Here is a 21,848-nt window from a genome sequence, read left to right as displayed (position 1 = left end):
GAGAAAAATGATGAATATCAAGCCTTTATTAATTGGCCTGGGCTTGGGAATAACAATCCTGAGTGGGTGTAGTGATGATTTGAATCTGGTTGGCTCGACAATTCAGCCTGACGGAGACAAAATGCCCGTGTATGTAGATACGTTCCAGATGCAAGCAACAACCTTGCTGATGGATTCGGTATATGCAAGAACTACTAGTGGACTACTCGGCGAGTTTTATGATCCGTTGTACGGTAATGTGAAATCTGATTACATCTGCCAGTTCTACTGTCCGGAGGATTTCAAATTTAAAAAGGAACCGATCAACGGTCAGATTGACTCTGTCGATTTTAAGATCATATATCAGAACAGTGCCTGGGTTGGTGATTCATTAGCTCCTATGCGTGCTCAGATATATCAGGTAACTAAAGAACTGGAAAGGGATTTCTATACAAACTTCGATCCGTTGGAATATTGCGATATGACGCAATCACTAGGTATGCAGACTTATACTGCGTATGACAACTCAGTTCCGGACAGCGTTAGAAATCATCTGGATAGCAGTGGCAATAATACTTATACTCCAACTATCACGATCCGGATGCCCAAAGAATTCGGACAGAAGTTTTATGACGAGTCCATCAAGAATCCGGGAACATTCAGCAGTCAGGAGAATTTCAATAAATTCTTCCAGGGTATATATGTGACGAATACATATGGTAGCGGAAATATCCTGCAGATCAGCTTTTCATCCATTTCTATCTATTATAAATTCAATATGAAAGGTAGTCAGGATCAGGATTCAACAGTACTTACAAGTGAGACATTCAATGTAACGAAAGAAGTATTGCAGTTGAACCGTTTCAAGAATACGGATTTAAACTCGTTATTGGAACCGAGTGATTCAATAGCTTATCTGAAAACACCAGCCGGTGTATATACCCAGTTAACTATTCCTGCACAGGATATCGTTGATAGAATAGGAGACCGGGTTATCAACAATATTCCTCTGACAATGAAAGCGTATCCACAGGAAGAATGGCAATGGGCACTTCCGGCTCCTGCTAATTTATTATTATTACCTAAAGATTCTTTGCCAACATTCTTTGTTAATAATAAGATAGAGGATAATAAAACGGCATTCCGTGCAGACTATAATGCCAGCAGTCGGTCTTATCCATTCGGAAATATCGCTAATTTAATGCAAGAGCATATAAAGAACAATCCGGATAAAGATATGGTATTACTTTTGATTCCGGTTGAACGTATTACAGCTAAATCAAATAGTTATTACGGCCAATCTCAAACATATACAACTGCATTAAATAACTATTTATTACCTTCAGGAGTGAAATTACTTAAATCCGAAGATGCTACAAAAATTATTGTAACTACAACAGAGTACAAGTAATATACCACAGACAATTTCTGTAAAACACTTTCCTAAACAGACTAAGTGATAAATTCATTTATAAGCAAAGAATCCGGTTTACACCGGATTCTTTTTTTTTAACATCAATCTAATTTTTCAGGAATACTATTGAATATTTCATTTACTTGTATTTGACCTGGAATGCATTAACTCATGTGTCCACGTACCAGGCCACCCTTCAAATTCATAGCATATATACAACTCTTCCTTTTCCGGATCGTAATAATTTGAAGCATTCATATCAACATAGACACCTTCTCTGATTATCAATTGATTATTGACGGGATTGCGAACTATATATTGCCGGTCATTAGAAGCATTGGCTGTTGTCTCCGCATCACAATAACAACGAGCACCATATCCTGTTTCATACGTATAAGGACCTGTTTTCTTTATGAACCGACGTATCGGATAACTACTCACACTCCAGTCCTTCGAATTCTTCTCCAATCCCTCAACGGTATACCAGCCCTGCAAATTATCAGGCCTATAAATAACAAAGATAGTCTTCTTCGACTCTTCAAAATAATATTGAGATACTGACTTCATTGTTATAGGTATAGCGTAAGAATGCCAGTTCTTTAAAGACTTTCCATCGACAGACACAGACGTTTTCACTTCTTTTTCTCCTGATTTCAAAATAATACTGGTTGTTTCTATCGAATAAGCATCTTTAGGCATCATTTCTATGAAGTCTTTCCCTTCTTTATTATAGGAATCCACTGCGTCCGGATCAATTTCCAATTCAAAATGAATATCTTCCTTACAAATAAAATCACTTCCTATCACTACATCATAAACAAAATTCATATTATCATAATGCTGTGAAAACCAAACATCCGTCACTTCTTCATTTGAGAACTTAAACGTGGGACGAAGTATATCCAGCACCAACAACAAATTTGATTTCCCCTTCGTTTCCTGAATATTGCCATTCAATGATTCTATCTTAAGAGGTATGACGTAATCCGAACGATATCCAAGATCATTAGCTATTTTAGCTATATCGACAGTAATATTTGATATTGCCCGTGTCTGATCCGCTGGAATTTCCAGTTCTCTTTCAGGCATAGAATAATACGCTTCGGGTAACAGTTTATACACTGTCTGATATATATTGTTATACTCTTCCAAATAGGCTTTGTCTTCCGATATTTTGACAATTCCTACTTCATCCGTCTCTCCGCTTTTATAAACAGCCACCGGATAAATATACGTTTCCCCCATATTATAAACTGTTTCTATCTGACAGGCATTATTCACAATATAAACTTTATTGGGTATTTCATCCATCATTTCTGAACATGAACAAAGTCCCAAGGAGAGCCATGCAAAAACCAAAAAGCTTTTCATATGATTATCTTATTAAGTTTAACAATTACCAACCTGGATTTTGTACCAAATTGACATTTTTAAAGCGCTCTGTATTGGCTATCGGATATATATACATTTTATCCTCCCATTTTCGAGGCTCTACTAAAACACGTTTATATTCAAACGCTCCATCTACACCTTTCTCTATTTCCAATCCATAGATCACATTGGTCCTATCTCCAATTTTCCATCGGCGGATATCCCAAAACCTCTGGCCTTCAAAAGCAAATTCAACCCTTCTCTCATTACGTACTTTTTCACGGAATGCATCCTGCGACAAAGACGTTAAAAGAGGCATACCTACTCTCTGTCTAATTTTATTTAATGCATCTTTCGCTGACAATGAAAACTCTCCACCAGTGTATTCTGGTCCATAAGCCTCATTCAAAGCTTCTGCATAATTCAAAAAAATCTCTGCATAACGGAAAATCACCCATACATGACGTTCTGAAGTGGCACTACCAGTAGTCAAATTAACAGATTCTTTCAAATATTTTTTCAAATAATAAGAAGTCTTGGAAGCTCCATTACGAGGATATCCATTTTTCCCACCTTGGTAAGATTCAACAGTTTCACCTTTCCATGTGGCACCGTTATAAAGCATCGTTTTGAATAACCGAGGATCCCTGCTATTCACATCATACATACTTTCCACATGTTTAGGATTATTAAAATCAAAAGTAGTCCCATCAATCATTTCAAATGCTTCCATCAAATTTTCACTGGGACACATGCCTGTATTACCACCTTCATACCCTACCGGAAAATTAGTAGACTCAAATACATTGCTATTTCCCTCCATCCGTTGAAGAATCAGACCTTTAGCATCCGGATTATTAACTACTTCTTCATTTATAATCTGATACCATCCTCCAGCTTCTGAGAGATCAATCAACTCTTTTGCCGCTTTTGCCGCTTTCAGCCATTTTTCCTTATCATTCGTCGGGTTATGTAAAGGACTGGCTGCATATAATAAAACTCTTGACTTCAATGCCAAAACGGCTCCCTTTGTTATACGTCCAACCTCTTTTCCCGGAACATCATTATAGTTAACAGGCAAATGATCTTTTATTGCATCGCACTCAGATGAGATAAAATCAGTCATGACCTCATAATCAGTTTGTAACAACTCATTCACATCTTCTATCTCCAGAGTTTTTTCAACCAAAGGAACATTTTTATATCGTTTTATCAACTCAAAATAGAAAAATGCTCTTAAAAAACGAGCCTCATACGGATAATACCGATACTGCTTCATCTGTTCCTCATAATCAACATTATACTGATTATCCGGGAAATCTCCCTGATAAGACTCCAAAAATATATTAGCTGCCCGAATTCCTGCATACAGATTTCCCCATTGATCATCTATCGTATTGATAGAGCTCCAACTTCCATTGGTAAATATATGTATAGAAGATGTCGGCCAAACATAAATGGCATCATCTGTAGCAGCATCCAGCATAGCACCGCCTCCCAAATCAGAAGGAAGAAACGAATAAACATGAGTCAACATAGATTTTGCACGAACGAAAACAGAAAAGATATCTTCTTTTTCATATCCTACTGATTCATCAAAATCCAAATAGTCGCAACCGGTAAAAGTACATAAGCCCAATAATCCGGTAAATAATATATTTTTCATTTTCATAATTCAACTCTTTAAATTAAAATTCGATATTCAATCCGATCAAATAAGCCTTCGATGTTGGATAATATGCACTGACCAATTCCGGATCCATTACTTTTACATGATCTGTCATAAATAAGTCTTTACCCTTTACGAAAAAACGTAGGTTAGACAGGAAGATCTTTTTACATAAAGATGCCGGTAAATTGTAATATACTTCCAAATTTCGAAGCTTCATATAAGCTCCATTTTCCATCCAGACCGAATTATTTCGAAAATTATTATCATTTGCCAACGTTGTTAATCTTGGATATTTAGCAACTTTATTATCAGGAGTCCAACGATTAGCCATGTAATAATTTGAAACTGTTTTATCAGAGCCTAAAGGCCAGTATACACTATTTACTTGTGTAACTAAAGTATAATTTGCTAATCCCTGAAAATCAGCCCTCACCCCAAAACCTTTATATTCAAATCCTAATCCAAACCCATAATAAATTTCTGGAATAGAGGTACTATATCCCATACAGACTTTATCGTACTCATTAATAATTCCGTCACCATTCTGATCTTTATATTTAATGTCACCGGGCTTCACATCGGAAAAAGTTTGTTGAGGACTATTCTTTATATCATCATCATCTTCAAAAAATCCGATTGCTTGCATAGCCGAATATTGTCCGATTCTACGATTGGTCATTTTTAAATAGTCTTCCGTCTTGTATTCTTCATTCATCTCTACAATATTAGTCCGCAAAAACGAAAAATTACCTCTTAAATAATACCGGAAGTCTTTCCCTATGACGTCCGTCCAATTCAAAGACAATTCTGTCCCATAATATTCATTAATACCGGAATTCATCATCGGTGCAGATTTCCCCAGTACAGAAGAAACAGCACCAGAAGAAGAAACCAACACATCCTTTTCTTTTTCATAAAAGGCTTCTAATTCTATATACAGGCGATCAAACAAATTTGCTTCCACCCCGATATTCGTTTTAAATGTCGTTTCGTTTTTCAAACCGCTTACAGGCAAACCACCTTCCGCACTTCCACTATTCCAAACCAAATTATTTCCGAAATAATAGCCATTACCACCATTCAGATTATAAAAATGTTTATCTAGTTCATAAGCATAAGGAGCTTTTCCAGTCATACCCCAGGAAGCCCTTAGCTTTAATTGCTTTATGAAATCCATATCTTTCATAAAATTCTCACGGGAAAGGAGCCATGCTGCAGAAACAGCCGGAAATAAACGGAACTTATCACCTTTAGGCATAGTGCTGTAACCGGCATAAGATACAGCCAGATTAAACAGATATTTATCATACAATCCGTAATTCACATTTGCGATCAAACTTTGTCCCAAACGAGAACTGTTTCTACCTGTATATGTATAACTAAACTGATCATAGATTAACGCTGCATTTAAATTACCCGCATTCCAGTCTTTTTCATAATTGATCGTGGCACGCAAAGTGGTCAGCATACTTTGTGATTCCAGCGAGTGATTAAAATCGAGTTCAGTTTCATTACTATAACGGGTAACAGTACTATCCAACAGTGATCCGTCGGATGCACGATGAGGAATAACTTCTTCATAAGCATATGATTTCGACTTCACATCCTTATAAGATGCCCGGTTATCATAAGCTATCGCCAACTCTGCACTCAATCCTTCCGCCAACATAGATAAATCTTGTTTTAGTGTTATATCCGCAAATAACGCTCGATCTTGCACTTGAGTAAAACCTGTACTGGCAATTTTAGCAATCGGATTACTCCAAGTACTGTTCTGCGACCAGATACCTCCAGCCGAACGTATAGGAAAAGCAGCCGAAGGTAAGTTATATAAAGTTGTTATTATCCCATCCATCCCGTTATTAGTATTATACTGTGATAAACGTCCCAATAAATTCAGCTTCAACTGAGTCGTTTTAGTCATTTCAATATCCAAATTTGTTCTGAAATTTAATTTATGGCTAAGAGCCTGCGTTGAATACCCTTCATTCAAATCCGTATGATCCAGAAACCCTGTCACATTAGAATAATTTGCCAATACATAATAACGTACCCTTTTTCCTGAACCGGCAAAAGAAATATTCAATTCGTTTGTCGAACCATGTTTACGCAGCGTTTCTCCCCACCAATCCACGTTAGGATACAAATAAGGATGACCCCCACTTCTAAAATCGGTTATATCATATGATGAATAGCGGGCAGGCAACCCGTCATTTGCTAATGCTTCATTCAACGCATCTGCATATGTCGCAGCATCCGCCAGTTCCGGCAATCTAACCGGAGTTGTAATACCATGATGATAATCGACTTTAATATCCATTGATTTATTACTACCCCGTTTAGTCGTAACAGAAATAACCCCATTACTGCCTCTCATTCCGTACATAGCTAATGCCGCAGCATCTTTTATCACAGAGACCGATTCTATTTCCTCCCGTGAGAGTGTATTCATAGGGCGCTCAAAACCATCGACTATAACTAAAGGCGAACGTCCTCTCAATTGAAATTTAGGACCTTCATAAGACGGCAGAGTCCAATTCTGCTGAACTGTCAACCCCGGCAATAACCCATACAATGCAAACTCAGGATTTACCTGACCAGAAATAGACAAATCTTCGTGAGTTACAGTAGAAACTGATCCGGTAGATATATTCTTCAATGTAGAAATATACCCCAACTGTATTTCTTTGGCATTTTTATCCATCTTAACCACTAAAGAGGGATTGTCCACCACTACTGTTTTCTCATACTCATTAAAAATACAGACTGTCGCTACCTTACCTTTTTCTATCGTAAACCGGGCATTCCCCTGTTTATCCGTCAGCACCGGTTCATACAGTACATCTTTTACGACAATAACAGCTCCCTCTATCGGTTTATTATTTGCGTCCAGTACAGTAGCCTTCACATCTATTTCCTGGGCATTTCCGACTAACGCGGAAAAAACAAATAATCCTATTGTATATAATTTGTTTCTCATCATATTAAATTTTGAAATTAACCATTACCATCCTGGATTTTGAATCAAGCCATACCGTTTATTCACTTCACTGGGAGGAAAAGCACTGAAATACCATTTGGGAGACCAGTTTTTCTTCCAGTAGCGTTCCGGTAATTTCCATTGCTCATAAGTAAACGGATTGTCCGGATTATTCGTTTTATAGATATACAAACCATGCAGATCTTGCTTAAAAATATCTTCCCGTTTCCAACGTACAAGATCAAACCAGCGAACTTCTTCAAAAGCAAATTCTCGCGCTCTTTCATCCAGAATTTCTTCCCGCAATTCTTCTTTCGAATAGACTTGAGGCAAATTCGGTAAATCGACTCTGTTACGAACCTTATTAATCCAGGAATAAGCCTCACCTATCCGACCTGTTTCATTTAGAGCCTCAGCATAACTCAGATAGATTTCCGGTAAACGCAAATAAGGATAATTCACAACCCGATAAGATAAAGTTGCATCATCACGTTCCCATAAAAACTTACGTGTACCAAACCCAGTTTTACATTGAAGATCGTTCATTGGACCACGCTCTTCTCCTCCTATATATAATTGCGCTGTCCTTCCCTGGAAATAATCGCCATTAACTAATACCGTTTCATACAAGCGCGGATCTCTATTAGTGAAAGGATCTTTCGCATGTTCCGGATTATTCCAATCAAACTTAGTGCCATCCATAAACTCAAATTTATTCACATAATCCAGCGTGACACAGCCTCCTCCATAGGTTCCCATATACTGAGGATGATAGAGGTTAGACCACCAATAAGGAGTAAAGTCATGTCTGAAACGACAGGTCGCAATCAAAATTTCGTTATTATGCCTTTTCCAATACGCATTTATAAAATCTTCCCTCGGATTCCCAGTATCTACCAACTGGAAAACTTCCCCATTTTTATTATTTTCCAAAAAGAAATCTTCACATGCTTTAATCACTTTTTCCCACCGCTGAAAATCTTTATTTCCATACCAAGTCATTTTCTTATCACTAGCTTCTCCTTCCATATAAGGTTCACTATCATTAAATATAGGACTTGCTGCCAATAACAGGACACGAACTTTTAATCCTAATGCACCAGCTCGACAAAAACGACCATCATTTTCTGCTGAAACCTGCCAGGGTAAATCTACAGCTGCTTCATCAATCAATTTTACAATAAAATCAACCATTTCCTCCAAAGTAGCCCTTGGATACTCATTTCCCTCATCTAAAGTTACTGCATGATCAATTATAGGAACACTGCCAAAATGTCTCATCATCTCGTGATAATGACTAGCTATTATCATTTTAGCTTCTGCTTTACCGCGTTTGATATCCTCTTCTGTCATATCCGGAACCCGATCTACATTCTCTATATAAATATATGCCCGGCGAATACCGATCCAACTATATTCCCGATCCGGATTATATCCATATTTAGTACTTGAAGATTCTTCTTCCGTTGCAGCATTATACTGTCCATTATAATATAATCCATCAACACCACCCCAAGTACAAAAAGTTTGGTCAATATCAGTCAATGCCTCCAAGCAGTCATACCCTAATTTATTTCCCATATAAGTCAACGGGAATTCTGTGGCAGGCTGATTGGGACCTACTATACCATAACGTAATGTCGAATAAGCGGCTGTCAATGCTCTGTCAGCATACATTTTAGAAGAAAAAATTGTATCCTGGGTAACATCTACCCCTGGAGCTTTTTCCAGAAACTTATCTCCGAATTTTATATCACTACATGCACAACATAAAGCGATTAGAGACACTGTGGTTAATACAGATATTCTGTTCATCATTTTTTTCATAAGATCTAAGTTTAAAATTTCACGTTGAAACCCAAATTAAAAATCTGAATATTTGGATAATTATAAGAATTACCCGTATTTCCTTCGGGATCGATATCCAACTTCTTCAATTTTGAGAAGGTTAATAAGTTATACCCATTCGCAAAAATACGTAGCGATTGAATCCCTAGCTTTTTCAATCCAGGCAAAGCCATATTGTATCCCAATTCCACATTTTTCAACCGGATATAAGAGGCATCCCACAACCATAGACTGGATGTTTGCTGATTATGGACTTTATTAGCAAATGTAAAACGAGGCATAGTAGCTGTTTCTGCCGTTTCCGGTGTCCAGCGTTCATTGGCCATATACTCCAAAAGACCACGATCATTCGTTGTTCCGAAAGGAGTACGATATTCAACTTGCAATAATCTCGACACATTCGTAGCACCTGTCCACTGCATCGAAAAATCAAAATTGTTCCAGGAAAAACCACCTAACAAACCAAATATATATTCCGGACGAGCACTATATCCAAAATAAGTTTTATCATCACTGTCTATTACATTATCATGATTTAAATCTTTATACATAGCGTCCCCTGGTTTAGCATCTACAGAATGGACAGGAATATTATCTTTCAATTTTCCATCTGCATCGAAATCGTCTTCAGAAAAAAAGCGATCAAAAATATACCCGTAATTCAATCCGATAGGACGCCCGGTCTGAGCCATATAAGGTTCATTCGGTTCCACCTCATCAAAATATTTTACTTCGTTCCGTGCAAACGACACGTTGAAACCTGTCCAATAATTAAACTTATTAACCTGATCTTGCCATCTCAAAGACAATTCATAACCATAATTATCCACCTTACCTATATTTACCAAAGGGAGATCGACTGCAATAATCGAAGGAATAGTTTTACGTTGAGACAATATATCCCGACGTTTTTCATAAAAGAAATCAGCAGAAAGTGATAATCTGGAATCCAAAGTTTTAATATCCACTCCATAATTTTGTTTTGCCGAAGTTTCCCAAGTCACATCCGGATTTCCTAATGTTTTTTCTATTGCTCCCGGTTGAATAGTAGAAGTTGTACCAAAATTATATCCATAACTACCAGTACTAGGATCGAAACTTCCTGCCAGATACAAAAAACGATATCCGGAAAATTTATCATTACCCACCAATCCGTAAGAAGCCCTCAATTTCAAGTAGTCCAATACTCGTTGATTTTTCATCCACTTTTCTTCCGTCATTACCCAACCGACAGATGCTGCCGGAAAAAAGCCATAACGCAGTCCCGGAGCAAAATTTTCAGAACCATTATATCCCATATTCAAATCAATCATATAACGGGTTTTGTAATCATAAGTAACTCTACCTACCAACCCGACATATCCGGTTGGTATTTCTGTATATACCGAAGGATAGTATGTTTTTTGCTGGTTATACAGTAACAAACCAGATACATTATGGTCACCGAATTGCCGGTTATAACGTAGGCTGAATTCACCATACCAGTCTCTATCTTTTCCATATGACTCACTGTAAGAAAGAACGTCTTTTGCACCTAAGTGACGAAATACAACCGTCTTATCAAAACCTGGATCTGTTATCGATATTGTCGGATCATCAATTGTCCCTTTATAAAGAGCTATATAATTGTCCTGAGCATTGTTAGCCCGGCTTTTCTTAAAATAATACGATGTATTATATGCAGCTTTTACCTCCGCTGAAAGTCCTTTTGTTATAAAATCGAGTTTCTGATTAATTGTAATATCAAAATTTAAAACGTTTTGAGTCGATTTATCATATCCATACAAATAATATCGGCTCAAGCCATCATCTTTAGATAATGGAATATAATAATCACTACTCTTCACATACTTTCCATCCACAATACCCGCACCACCAAAAGGTTGTCCCCAGATAATAGAACGCCACAAATCTGTATTTTTAGGTTCATTAGTCACCCCTACACGACCTCCGATATTGACTTTGACTAACGTTGTCTTAGTTACATCAATATCTAAGTTTGATCTGTAATTATAACGGCTATAAGTGTAATTAGGATTATAAGTCTCTTCAAATTTTCTCAGCATCCCATTCTGATACATATATCCTAAAGAGACAAAATAACGAACTCGATCCGTACCACCGGTAAGCGTCACATTATGCTGGGTTTGCCAGGAATATTTTTTCGTTATATAGCTTTCCCAATCAATGCTTGGAAAGATAAGAGGATCTTTTCCTTCCTTAAACATTTGAGTAACAAAAGGAGTAAATGTAAGTTCTTCCGGCTTTAAAGAGGGATTATCATTCAACTCTGTCTCCGAATACAACAAAGCATGCTTATAGCTATCCACGATAGATAAATGTCGGATCGCATGAGTCAAACCGGCCGATGAAGTCACCGATATAGACGTTTTACCTTTTTCTCCCCTCTTTGTTGTTACCAGAATAACACCATTAGCTCCTTTTACACCAAATACGGCTGTTGCCGATGCATCTTTCAGAACTGTAACATTCTCTATTTCATTCGGATCCATTTGAAAGAAAGAACGTTCTACTCCATCTACTAAAATCAATGGGCGAGAAGCATCTACTGATAAAGAGCCAGTTCCACGAACAAATATTTCTGGATCTTCAGCTCCGGGTTGGCCGGAAACCTGTACAGAAGATACCCCACTCACTGCTCCTGCCAATATATTTCCGACACTAGAACTAGGAGACTTTACTAATGCTTTAGTGTCTATAGATGAAATTGCACCTGTAATCGTTACTTTTTTTTGTGCACCATAAGCTACTATTTGTACCTCTTCCAGTTGTTCTGCCTTAATTTCTAATTCAACTTCTACACTTTGGCTTTCCTTCACCGAAATCTCTCGGGTAAAATAGCCTATATAGGAAATAACAAGAGTTAATTCCTTTTCCTCATTTGGCATACGAATAGAGAAATATCCATCCACATCACTCAAAACACCTGTAGTCGTATTTTTTATTATAATATTGGCTCCTATAACAGGTTCTTGAGTTATAGCATCAACCACTCGTCCTTTTACATATTTATTATCAACAGGTTGCTGGATAAGCTTTTTTATTTCAGTCTTTTCCTTCGTAGCTACTTGTTTTTTTATAATGATATGTTTTCCTTTGATCTCATAACTCAAACTCCTGTCTTTTAATACGTAATCCAATATTTGAGTCACAGATTTATTTTCTAAAGAAACAGACACTTCATCATCTAAAGAAATGACATCTGTATCAATCCAAAAAGAATAATCACTTTTATTCTCTATATACAAAAAAACATCCTTAATCGTCACTTTTTGTAAATCTACACTTAATACGGTAGTTAATGCCTCTACATTTTTACACAAAACATTTTGTGCCCAAAACATCAGAATAATAATAAAAAAGAACTGCCTTATCGCACTCCCAAAGCTCCTCGCCCTCCAATAGGTTCTCACTTCCCTTCGAAAATAGTGTGTTTTCATATTTTATTAAATTACAAATAAATAGATTAACTAAATACTATTGCTATCATAGCCTTTTCTCTCTCCTTTACAATTGATTTCTTAAACTAATTTCTCCATACTCTTTTATTTTTTAGAATAAATACTATATACATTATCTCTATATACATATTGAAGATCAAGACTACTACTTACAATATCCAGTATTTCCGTAATAGATTGATTAACTGAAAAACTACCATAAAAGACTTTTTGATTATAAGTCGTACTTTCCATTTGAATTTCTACATTATACTGTCGCCTAAGAGTTTGTATAATATCAGACAATGGTTCCATATCAAAACGAAGAATTCCCCTTCTCCAATCTGCCACTTTATGAATATCAATATATTTTTTGCTATACCCCGACTGTCCTTTTCTATAAACGATTTCTTCTTCAGGTTGAACAAACAACTGATCTTTTTCAGACTCAAGATTTAATGCAATTTTACCTTCCTGCAAAGCGACTTTTACGATTTCCATATCAGAGTAGTTACGAATACTAAATTTAGTACCATATACTCTGACTGAAACAGAGTCCGTTTTAACAATAAAGGGTAGCTGTTGATTTTTTCTCACACAAAAATAGGCCTCTCCTTTTAAATAGACTTCCCTGTTTTTGGTTCCATAATCAGAAGTATATTTAAATTCACTACCGGAATTCAACCAGACCTCAGTGCTATCCGATAAATAGAAAAATGAATGCTTACTATTAGGTACACAAACAATAAACTCTTCTGCCTTATGAACACTTGTACCTAAATAGTGATAGAAATAAAATCCGATAAACACACAAAAAAATAATACAGCAGCATATTTCATAAAAGATCGCAAATGATGCACAAACACTTTTTTCTGCGTATTCTTCTGACGTTTCAAAAATTGTTGATATGCCAGATCACCATTATACCTGCTTTGTTTCCAAAAATCTGTGACTAAATTTGCCTTCTGGTAAGATAGTAAATATTGTTTGTTTTCCTCTTGCTCATTCACCCACATAAAGAGACGTTCCGCATCTTCTTCTGATATGGAATGTTCTAAAAAAGCAATTATCAATTGGTCTATATCTTGTTTTTTCATGTACATAATCCTGTCTTTTATAATTAAGACGAAATTTATGTACAATAGGGTAGTGGCTTTTTTATTTTTATTTAAACATAATGATAAGAAGTATCTTTAGATAGTCTTTCAAATTGGCATGAAAAAACGCCAATGCCTTTTTCATATGGTACTTTACTGTATTAATAGATATACCTAATTTATCAGATATTAAAGAATAAGACATATCATGAAAACGATTCAATATAAAAACATTTCTGGTTTCTTCCGATAAAGAAGACAACAGAGTCTCTATACGATTTTCTAATTCACTGGAATTCAAGTGTTCCAAAGGAGTAATATTTTCATCTGCAATGGTTTCAAAAAGTAAATCTCTCAACTCCCGACTACATGAATGTTCTTTTTTATAAGCATTTGCATCTAAATAATCCAGACAAGCATTCTTTACAGATTTTATCAAATAACGTTGTATAGATTTATCTATATGAATAGTCTCTCTTCTTTCCCACAACTTAAAAAAAACATCACTTACGATCGATCGTGCAATAAAGTCATCTTCAACAAATTCATATGCAATCTGACATAAAATCGGATAATAACGCTCAAACAGATATTTATAAGCATCGTTATCCCCTTGTTTTATTCCTTGCACCAAATCAAACTCATCCATGTCATTCCAGAACTGATAAACAACCTAAATCTATTAAGATTCAACATATCTAAACAAAATAGGAGTATGCTTAAAAAGCATACCCCTTTTTTATATTCATAGTCTTGTAACGCAATTCATTTCCATAAAATCACGCTTCCGTTTTCTTCTTCGTTGTTGTTTTCTTTTTCAACTTTTCAAGCTCTTTCTGAAGATCTTCAATCTCTTCTCCCTGATTCTTGATTGTTGTAAGAAGTGAGTTAAGTTCCTCGTTTTCGATTGTTTCCGGGAACTGAGCATTTACACGGGCAATGAAATCAGATAAGACATTCATATAGTTATTGAATGCATCATACGGATTATCATACGGACTAAAACCGCTATTTCCATGCTTCGTACTCATATAGAAGAAATGATCGCTACTCTGTAAATAATTCCAGTCTTGTTTAATACGACGTTCTTCTACCAGGCCAACACGTTCGCTTATGCTGTTAATCTTATGGAATGCTTCCTGTTGCAGGACATTACCTAACCAGGAGCTGCAGTCCTTTTCTTCATCAACCCATGACATCGGATAAGGAACAGAAATCGAATCAACCGGTTTCAGTAAAGCAAACACTTCCGATGGTGTAGAGAAACCAATTCCCTTGTCAGCAGCAAAACGAGGCAATGCCTTAAAGAAATCGAATATACCAGTTTCAGCCGGATTTAAAGAGCCCAACACTTCATAATTCATAAACAGATTTATAATCTGTTCCGAATCCGGAGTAGCCGCGATCCATGAAATATATTTATCTGCAGTCAACGGATATTCATTCCAGTTATAGTTATTGAAACGCAAAGATAAATCTTCACTGAAACGGTCGTTCTTCAACAGCAGTTTCAATTGAGGCTGTATACAAGAGCTATACATATAGTTCGGACTCTTCCATCCCAGAATATGTTTTGCACCTTCAGTCAACATACCCTTGAAACCCATCTTATAAACTGCATCAGAAATATCGTCTGAATAGATCAACTCTGTATTACGGAACACTTTCGGTTTTACACCGAACAGGTCGTGTATCTTTTGCTTATGTTTCTTTACCTGATCCTGAAACTCTTCGATATTCTCGCCCAAAGAAGCCAGCGAGTGAGCATATGTTTCAGCCAGGAATTCCACATTGCCTGTAGCTGCCAACTCCTTAAAGCTATCGATCACTTCCGGAGAATAGATCTCCATCTGCTCCAAAGCCAAACCGGAAATAGAGAATGCAACTTTAAATTTGCCACCACTTGTTTTGATCATTTCCAGGATTGCCTTGTTAGCCGGCAAATAGCAACGTTCAGCTATACGACGCATAATTTCTTCATTCTGGAAGTCATCATAGTAATAATGGTCGTTTCCGATATCAAAGAAACGGTATCTTTTCAGGCGGAACGGCTGATGTATCTGAAAATAAAAGCAGATCGTTTTCATAATATAATTGTTTTAATTTTTGTCTTGTCGTTATTTATTAATCACTTGTTCGTAGATACGGCGAACTTTCTGTCCGGCATATTCCCACTTGATATTATCTACCTCTTTCTTTCCTTCCACTTTCAGGAATTCATGCATAGCCGGATAGGTAATAATAGAATACATGGCATCAGCCATCGCTTCAATATCCCAATAATCCACCTTCACCGCATAGTCCAGAATCTCCGCACAACCCGACTGTTTTGAAATTATAGACGGGACACCACATTGCATGGCTTCAAGCGGAGATATACCAAACGGCTCTGATACAGAAGGCATTACATACACATCACTAGCCTTGAGCACTTCGTACACTTGTTTACCTTTCATAAATCCGGTAAAATGGAAACGGTCGGAAATATTGCGTTCAGCCGCCAAACGGATCATCTTATTCATCATATCACCGCTACCAGCCATCACAAAGCGTGTTTTCGGAGCTTTAGCCAACACTTTAGCAGCTGCTTCCACAAAATATTCAGGGCCTTTCTGCATAGTAATACGTCCCAGGAACGTGATCACTTTATCTTTCACTCCCTTCTTATCCTGGATAGCCAGGATTTCGGGACTCATTGGTTCCACTGCATTATGAACGGTCGTTACTTTCGACGGGTCCTGATGATATTTTTCAATTACCGTCTGACGAGTCAGGTTACTAACAGTCATGATATGATCGGCATTATCCATACCGTTCTTTTCGATAGCATATACATCCGGGTTCACATTACCGCGACTTCTGTCGTAATCGGTTGCATGCACATGAATCACCAGAGGCTTACCGCTGACATTCTTTGCATGGATACCGGCCGGATAAGTCAGCCAGTCGTGTGCATGTATTATATCGTACTGCTCTGTACGGGCAATTACACCGGCTACAATGGAATAGTTATTGATCTCTTCCAGCAAATTATCCGGATAACGTCCGGAGAATTCCATACACCCCAGGTCGTTCACATGACGATAACTGAAGTCTGCATATATATGGTCACGATATTCAAAATATTTCTGTGGGTCCATAAACTTGGACAAGCGATTTTTCACATGTTCCATGTCTACATCGCGCCACACAATCGGGACATTACAAACTCCTATGATTTTAAGAAAACTCTGGTCTTCATCGCCCCAGGGTTTCGGTATACAAAATGTTATATCCATATCCGGCTGCATAGCCATGCCTCTGGTCAGTCCATAACTGGCCGTTCCTAATCCTCCCAGGATATGCGGAGGAAATTCCCATCCAAACATCAATGCTTTCATCTGGTACTTGTTTTATTCGGCGTTATACTTCTTCAATAAATCCACTACCCTGAGAATAGCGGCCACATTCATTGCAAACGAAATAGCACCACGACCGGTGAACGGTGGGTTACCATCGAACAACTCCGGTATAGTACCGATGCAATGCAATGACATTTCATCCTCCATACTTATCAACATACGTTCGGCAAAAGAGACACCGCTCTTTCCGAATACCCGAAGATAAGCTTCCAGATACGCTCCCAATAACCAGGGCCATGCCGTACCTTGATGGTAAGCCTGATCACGCTCGTATTGCGGACCGACATAATAAGGTCTGTAGCCTTCACTCTTCGGACTAAGCGAACGCAGTCCTTTAGGTGTCAACAGTTCTTTCGTAACAATATCTACGACACTGCGTTTCTGAACTCTCGTCAGCGGAGAATAAGGAACAGAAACAGCAAAGATCATATTAGGACGTACACTCCAGTCCACAATAGAACCATTCACCGAATCAAACAGATAGTTATATCCATTCACGAATGTTTCCTGGAAAGAAATATCCATTGCCTTGATCAGCTTATCGTATTTTTCGATTGGCACGCCGCCCATCAATTCTGTATAGAAACAAAGAGCGTTATACCACAGGGCATTGAACTCTACTATATAACCGGAACGAGGTACAACAGGTTTACCGTTTATGGTCGAGTTCATCCAGGTAATCGCTTTATCGCGGCCATTGGCAAATAGCAGGCCATTTTCCATCACCTTCATATCCGGATGTTTCTGCCCGGAGATAAACTCTAATATCTCATTCACAAATTCTCCATACAGTTCTTTGGCACGTTCGATACCTGCCTCTCTGGCATACTGTTGTATAGCCCAGATAGCCCACAGGAACACATCTGGTTCATCTATTTCACGAATAACTGCATCCGGTTTATTTTCAGCCATATAAGCCCTTACAGCCGGCATGGCTGTGTGCATAATCTTTTCAAAACGCACCGGGTCGGCAATAGACAGGGTACAACCGGGAAGTGCCACGAACAAGTCTCTTGCACGCACTTTGAACCACGGATAGCCGGCCAGCAGATAGGCATCGTCTTCTTTCGGACGAAAATAAAATTGCTGTGCCGAGTTCTTCAGACAGTTAAAGAAGCTGGTACGCGGCGTACGGGCATTCACCTCGTTTTCATACAAACTCTTCAAACGCGTAGTGGCAACCGGACTATCACCGGCACTGAATATGATTGATTCTCCCTTTTTGATAGGAATTTCAAAATAACCGGGGACATACAGGTCTTCCTTATACGGATAACCTCTTTCCTGTTCTTTCGGGTATTCAATCCCATTATACCAATAAGGTTCATAAACAAATTTCACTTTCTTATTGAACTGCATATATAATTCCGGATATCCATGATACATGCAAGTCTTTATCCCGTTGGGTACTTCTGTATACGACTGATTCACATTCCCGTTAGCCTGGGTTAGTGATTTTACGCTACGAAAAGCAAGGAAAGGGCGGAAACGGAGGGTGGTTGCAGAATGGGCGTCTTCAAGAGTGTACTTGATCATGATGCGGTTTTCATACAAAGAAAATACTTTTTCCTTTGAAAAAATAACCCCTCCAACCCGATAGAGTGTACGTGGAACTGTATCTGAACTATACTCGCGGATATATTTATGTCCCTTAGGGCTAAAGTTATCCCCTTGGTATTTATGTAAACCCAGGTTGAACTCCGCACCATGTTGGATCACTGTTTCATCCAGTGAAGAAAGCAGCACATGGTTATCGTCGTCTATCTCGGGCACAGGCATAACGAGTAATCCGTGGTATTTTCTTGTATTACAATCCACAACAGTCGTACAATGATAAGCCCCCGTCCGGTTGGTTCGGAGTACTTCACGAGTCAACGACTCCTCCAGGTTTATCATTACTGTTTTGTCAAATTTAAGATAACTCATATTTGTATTTGGTTTTAAGTTTATGCTTATATAATTAAAATGATATGATATCCAGACCAAATGTATCACTTAAAAACTAAAAAAACAAACTAGCTTTCATATTTATTTAGAAACTCTATTTTTTTAAAACAACGAAGATATTGATAAATAACAGATTAGAAAATGTAGCACGACCAGAGATGTGTTGTCAAACACATACTAAGTTGTTAAAAACATCAAATACACCACACTATGAATATCTTAGACTTGCTCTAAAAAGGTTCGAATTTCATTACTTTCGGACAACTACACTTGATTACGAGAACAAAATATTTATTCTACGGGTTATAAAACAAAGAATCGTATGTAATGAAGACTATTTCTTCACATTGTAATTGCTTGTCGATAATTGTCGGTAAACCTGTCGACAATTATAGGTAAACTTGTCGATAATTATGAACAAGTCTGCCCACAATTATCGATAGGCAAACAGATAACGAATCGAATAGGAAATCTGCAGGGGAATTATTCTATAACCCAGGTATTTTTTCCATATTTGCACCTTAAAAAGAAATATCAGGGAAATAATCAAGAAATATAATATATAATGTATAAGAGATATGACACAAACAGTAAATAATCCATTCTTTCAACAATATAATACTCCGTTTGCAACACCTCCTTTCAACGACATAAAGATCGAGCATTACGAACCTGCATTCGATGAAGGAATCAAACAACTGGAAAAAGAAATTCAGGAGATAGCAGAAAACGAACAATCTGCTACTTTCGAAAACACAATCGTTGCATTGGAAAGGAGTGGCAAGCTACTTGAAAAAGTAAGTTCAGTATTCTTCAATGTGCTTAATGCAGAAGCCAATGATGAAATGATGGATCTTTCACAACAAGTCTCCCCGAAATTATCGGAAAGTTCCAATAATATATTTCTCAACGAGAAACTGTTCGCACGTATTAAAAATATTTACGGACAAAAGGAACAGCTAAGCTTATCAACGGAAGACGCCAAATTACTGGAAGATACGTTCGAATCATTCTGCGTACGCGGAGCAAATTTAAGTCCGGAAGACAAGGAGAAATATCGTAAACTCAGTTCAGAGCTAAGTACCTTGACGCTAACCTTCGACCAGAATGCATTGAAAGACAAAAACAGATACGAACTGCTCCTCACAGAAGAAAAAGATCTGACCGGACTTCCCGAAAGCATCCGCGAAGCGGCAGCACACAGGGCAAAGGAAAAAGGGAAAGATGGTTGGCTGTTCAACCTGTCTGCCCCCAGTTATATTCCCTTCATGCGCTATTCGGCTCTACGCCCTCTGCGTGAAGCTATGTACCGGGAATATATGAGCATCGGAAATAAAGGGGATGAATATGATAACAAAGAGATTATCCGCCGGATCGTCAACATCCGGTTGGAAATAGCCCGGCTCATGGGACACAACACCTATGCAGAATATTCACTCAAACGAACGATGGCAAAAACACCGACCAACGTATATAGACTATTGGAACAATTACTAAAAGCTTATAAACCGGTTGCTATCAATGAATACAATGCCGTTCAGGGCTTCGCGATGGGGATTGAAAAAGAGAATATCACCGTCATGCCCTGGGACTGGAGTTATTATTCCGAAAAACTGAAGGACATCCGTTTCAATGTAAATGACGAGATGACGCGTCCGTACTTCGAACTGAATAATGTTAAAAACGGTGTCTTCGGACTTGCAACACAATTGTACGGAATCACATTCAGGGAAAACAAAGAAATTCCTGTTTACCATCCGGAAGTCGATGCTTACGAAGTATATGATGCCGACGGTAAATTTCTTTCTATCCTGTATACAGACTTCCATCCACGCGACGGTAAACAATCGGGAGCCTGGATGAACAGTATCAAAGAGCAATACAACGAAGCCGATGGTAACGACAGCCGTCCACAGATCATCATTGTTATGAACTTTACGCGTCCGACAAAAACCAAACCGTCCTTACTGACTTTCGACGAAGTGAATACCCTCCTGCATGAGTTCGGACATGCGCTGCACGGCATGTTCGCCAAAGGGAAATATGCCAGCCTATCCGGTACGAACGTGTATCGCGACTTTGTAGAACTTCCTTCCCAACTTATGGAAAACTGGTTGACGGAAAAAGAATTCCTGGATCAGATCGCCGTACATTACGAGACAGGAGAAAAGATACCTCAGGAGCTTATCCGCAAGCTAGTCGATGCCGCCAATTTCAACACAGGATATTTCTGTTGCCGCCAGCTGAGTTTCGGTATGCTGGATATGGCATGGCATACCCGGACAGAACCATTTGATGGAGATGTTATCGCTTTCGAGAAGCAGGCATGGGCACAGACCGTTATTGTTCCGGAAGTATCCGGGACATTGATGAGCAGCAGTTTCGGTCATATCTTCTCCGGAGGCTATGCAGCCGGATATTACGGATATAAATGGGCAGAAGTGCTGGATGCAGACGCTTTTTCCGTTTTCAAGGCAACCGGGATATTCAACCGTGAAACAGCCCGATCATTCCGTGAAAACATCCTGTCGAAAGGAGGAACAGAAGACCCGGCTATATTGTATAAACGCTTCCGCGGACAGGAGCCGACCATCGATGCCCTGCTTATACGAAACGGTATTAAACAGGCTGAACCGAAAGCAAATAGCAATTGATATAAAAATAGCTAAACATACAA

At 38.1% G+C, this 21,848-nt stretch carries 12 protein-coding genes; 2 read left to right on the top strand and 10 right to left on the bottom strand.

Features of this window, described 5'->3' with window-relative positions:
• Positions 1 to 10: 10 nt before the first annotated feature.
• The gene (locus tag DWX23_RS14860) at positions 11 to 1,390 is read left to right on the top strand and encodes a DUF4270 domain-containing protein (protein WP_122375117.1); all 1,380 of its coding nucleotides are present in this window, start codon (positions 11 to 13) and stop codon (positions 1,388 to 1,390) included.
• A 138-nt stretch (positions 1,391 to 1,528) separates the two neighbouring features.
• Here the strand turns inward: DWX23_RS14860 and DWX23_RS14855 are convergent, their stop codons facing one another.
• The 10 genes from DWX23_RS14855 to DWX23_RS14810 all read right to left on the bottom strand — a co-directional run bounded on the left by DWX23_RS14855 (position 1,529) and on the right by DWX23_RS14810 (position 19,150).
• On the bottom strand, positions 1,529 to 2,764 hold the full coding sequence (locus DWX23_RS14855; RefSeq protein WP_122375040.1) for a DUF1735 domain-containing protein: 1,236 nt from the start codon (positions 2,762 to 2,764) through the stop codon (positions 1,529 to 1,531).
• Between the two features lie 25 nt (positions 2,765 to 2,789).
• On the bottom strand, positions 2,790 to 4,436 hold the full coding sequence (locus tag DWX23_RS14850) for a RagB/SusD family nutrient uptake outer membrane protein (RefSeq protein ID WP_122353805.1): 1,647 nt from the start codon (positions 4,434 to 4,436) through the stop codon (positions 2,790 to 2,792).
• A 16-nt stretch (positions 4,437 to 4,452) separates the two neighbouring features.
• Positions 4,453 to 7,416 (bottom strand): SusC/RagA family TonB-linked outer membrane protein, encoded by a 2,964-nt coding sequence (locus tag DWX23_RS14845; protein ID WP_158607081.1) that lies wholly within the window; start codon positions 7,414 to 7,416, stop codon positions 4,453 to 4,455.
• A 24-nt stretch (positions 7,417 to 7,440) separates the two neighbouring features.
• Complete coding sequence (locus DWX23_RS14840; RefSeq protein ID WP_122353807.1) at positions 7,441 to 9,243, bottom strand: RagB/SusD family nutrient uptake outer membrane protein; 1,803 nt, start codon at positions 9,241 to 9,243, stop codon at positions 7,441 to 7,443.
• 11 nt (positions 9,244 to 9,254) lie between these two features.
• Complete coding sequence (locus DWX23_RS14835) at positions 9,255 to 12,725, bottom strand: TonB-dependent receptor (RefSeq protein ID WP_233587619.1); 3,471 nt, start codon at positions 12,723 to 12,725, stop codon at positions 9,255 to 9,257.
• A gap of 105 nt (positions 12,726 to 12,830) precedes the next feature.
• Complete coding sequence (locus DWX23_RS14830; RefSeq protein WP_158607080.1) at positions 12,831 to 13,823, bottom strand: FecR family protein; 993 nt, start codon at positions 13,821 to 13,823, stop codon at positions 12,831 to 12,833.
• 67 nt (positions 13,824 to 13,890) lie between these two features.
• Positions 13,891 to 14,472, bottom strand: a complete 582-nt coding sequence (locus tag DWX23_RS14825) for an RNA polymerase sigma-70 factor (RefSeq protein WP_122353809.1) — start codon at positions 14,470 to 14,472, stop codon at positions 13,891 to 13,893.
• 130 nt (positions 14,473 to 14,602) lie between these two features.
• A complete protein-coding gene (locus DWX23_RS14820) occupies positions 14,603 to 15,910 on the bottom strand; it encodes a glycoside hydrolase family 57 protein (protein WP_122353810.1) in 1,308 nt (435 codons plus the stop codon).
• A 30-nt stretch (positions 15,911 to 15,940) separates the two neighbouring features.
• Complete coding sequence (locus DWX23_RS14815) at positions 15,941 to 17,203, bottom strand: glycosyltransferase (protein ID WP_122353811.1); 1,263 nt, start codon at positions 17,201 to 17,203, stop codon at positions 15,941 to 15,943.
• Between the two features lie 12 nt (positions 17,204 to 17,215).
• Positions 17,216 to 19,150: a glycogen debranching enzyme N-terminal domain-containing protein gene (locus DWX23_RS14810; RefSeq protein WP_122375037.1), complete on the bottom strand. Its 1,935-nt coding sequence runs from the start codon at positions 19,148 to 19,150 to the stop codon at positions 17,216 to 17,218.
• Between the two features lie 599 nt (positions 19,151 to 19,749).
• On the opposite strand from DWX23_RS14810, the gene DWX23_RS14805 reads away from it, so the two are divergent.
• Positions 19,750 to 21,825, top strand: coding sequence for a M3 family metallopeptidase (locus tag DWX23_RS14805; RefSeq protein WP_122375036.1), 2,076 nt, complete (start codon positions 19,750 to 19,752; stop codon positions 21,823 to 21,825).
• Positions 21,826 to 21,848 lie beyond the last annotated feature (23 nt).

The sequence above is a fragment of the Parabacteroides sp. AF18-52 genome, assembly GCF_003479145.1.
Classification (GTDB): domain Bacteria; phylum Bacteroidota; class Bacteroidia; order Bacteroidales; family Tannerellaceae; genus Parabacteroides; species Parabacteroides faecis.
Note: the sequence above shows the minus strand (reverse complement) of the source record. Positions and strands in the feature narration are given on the sequence as shown.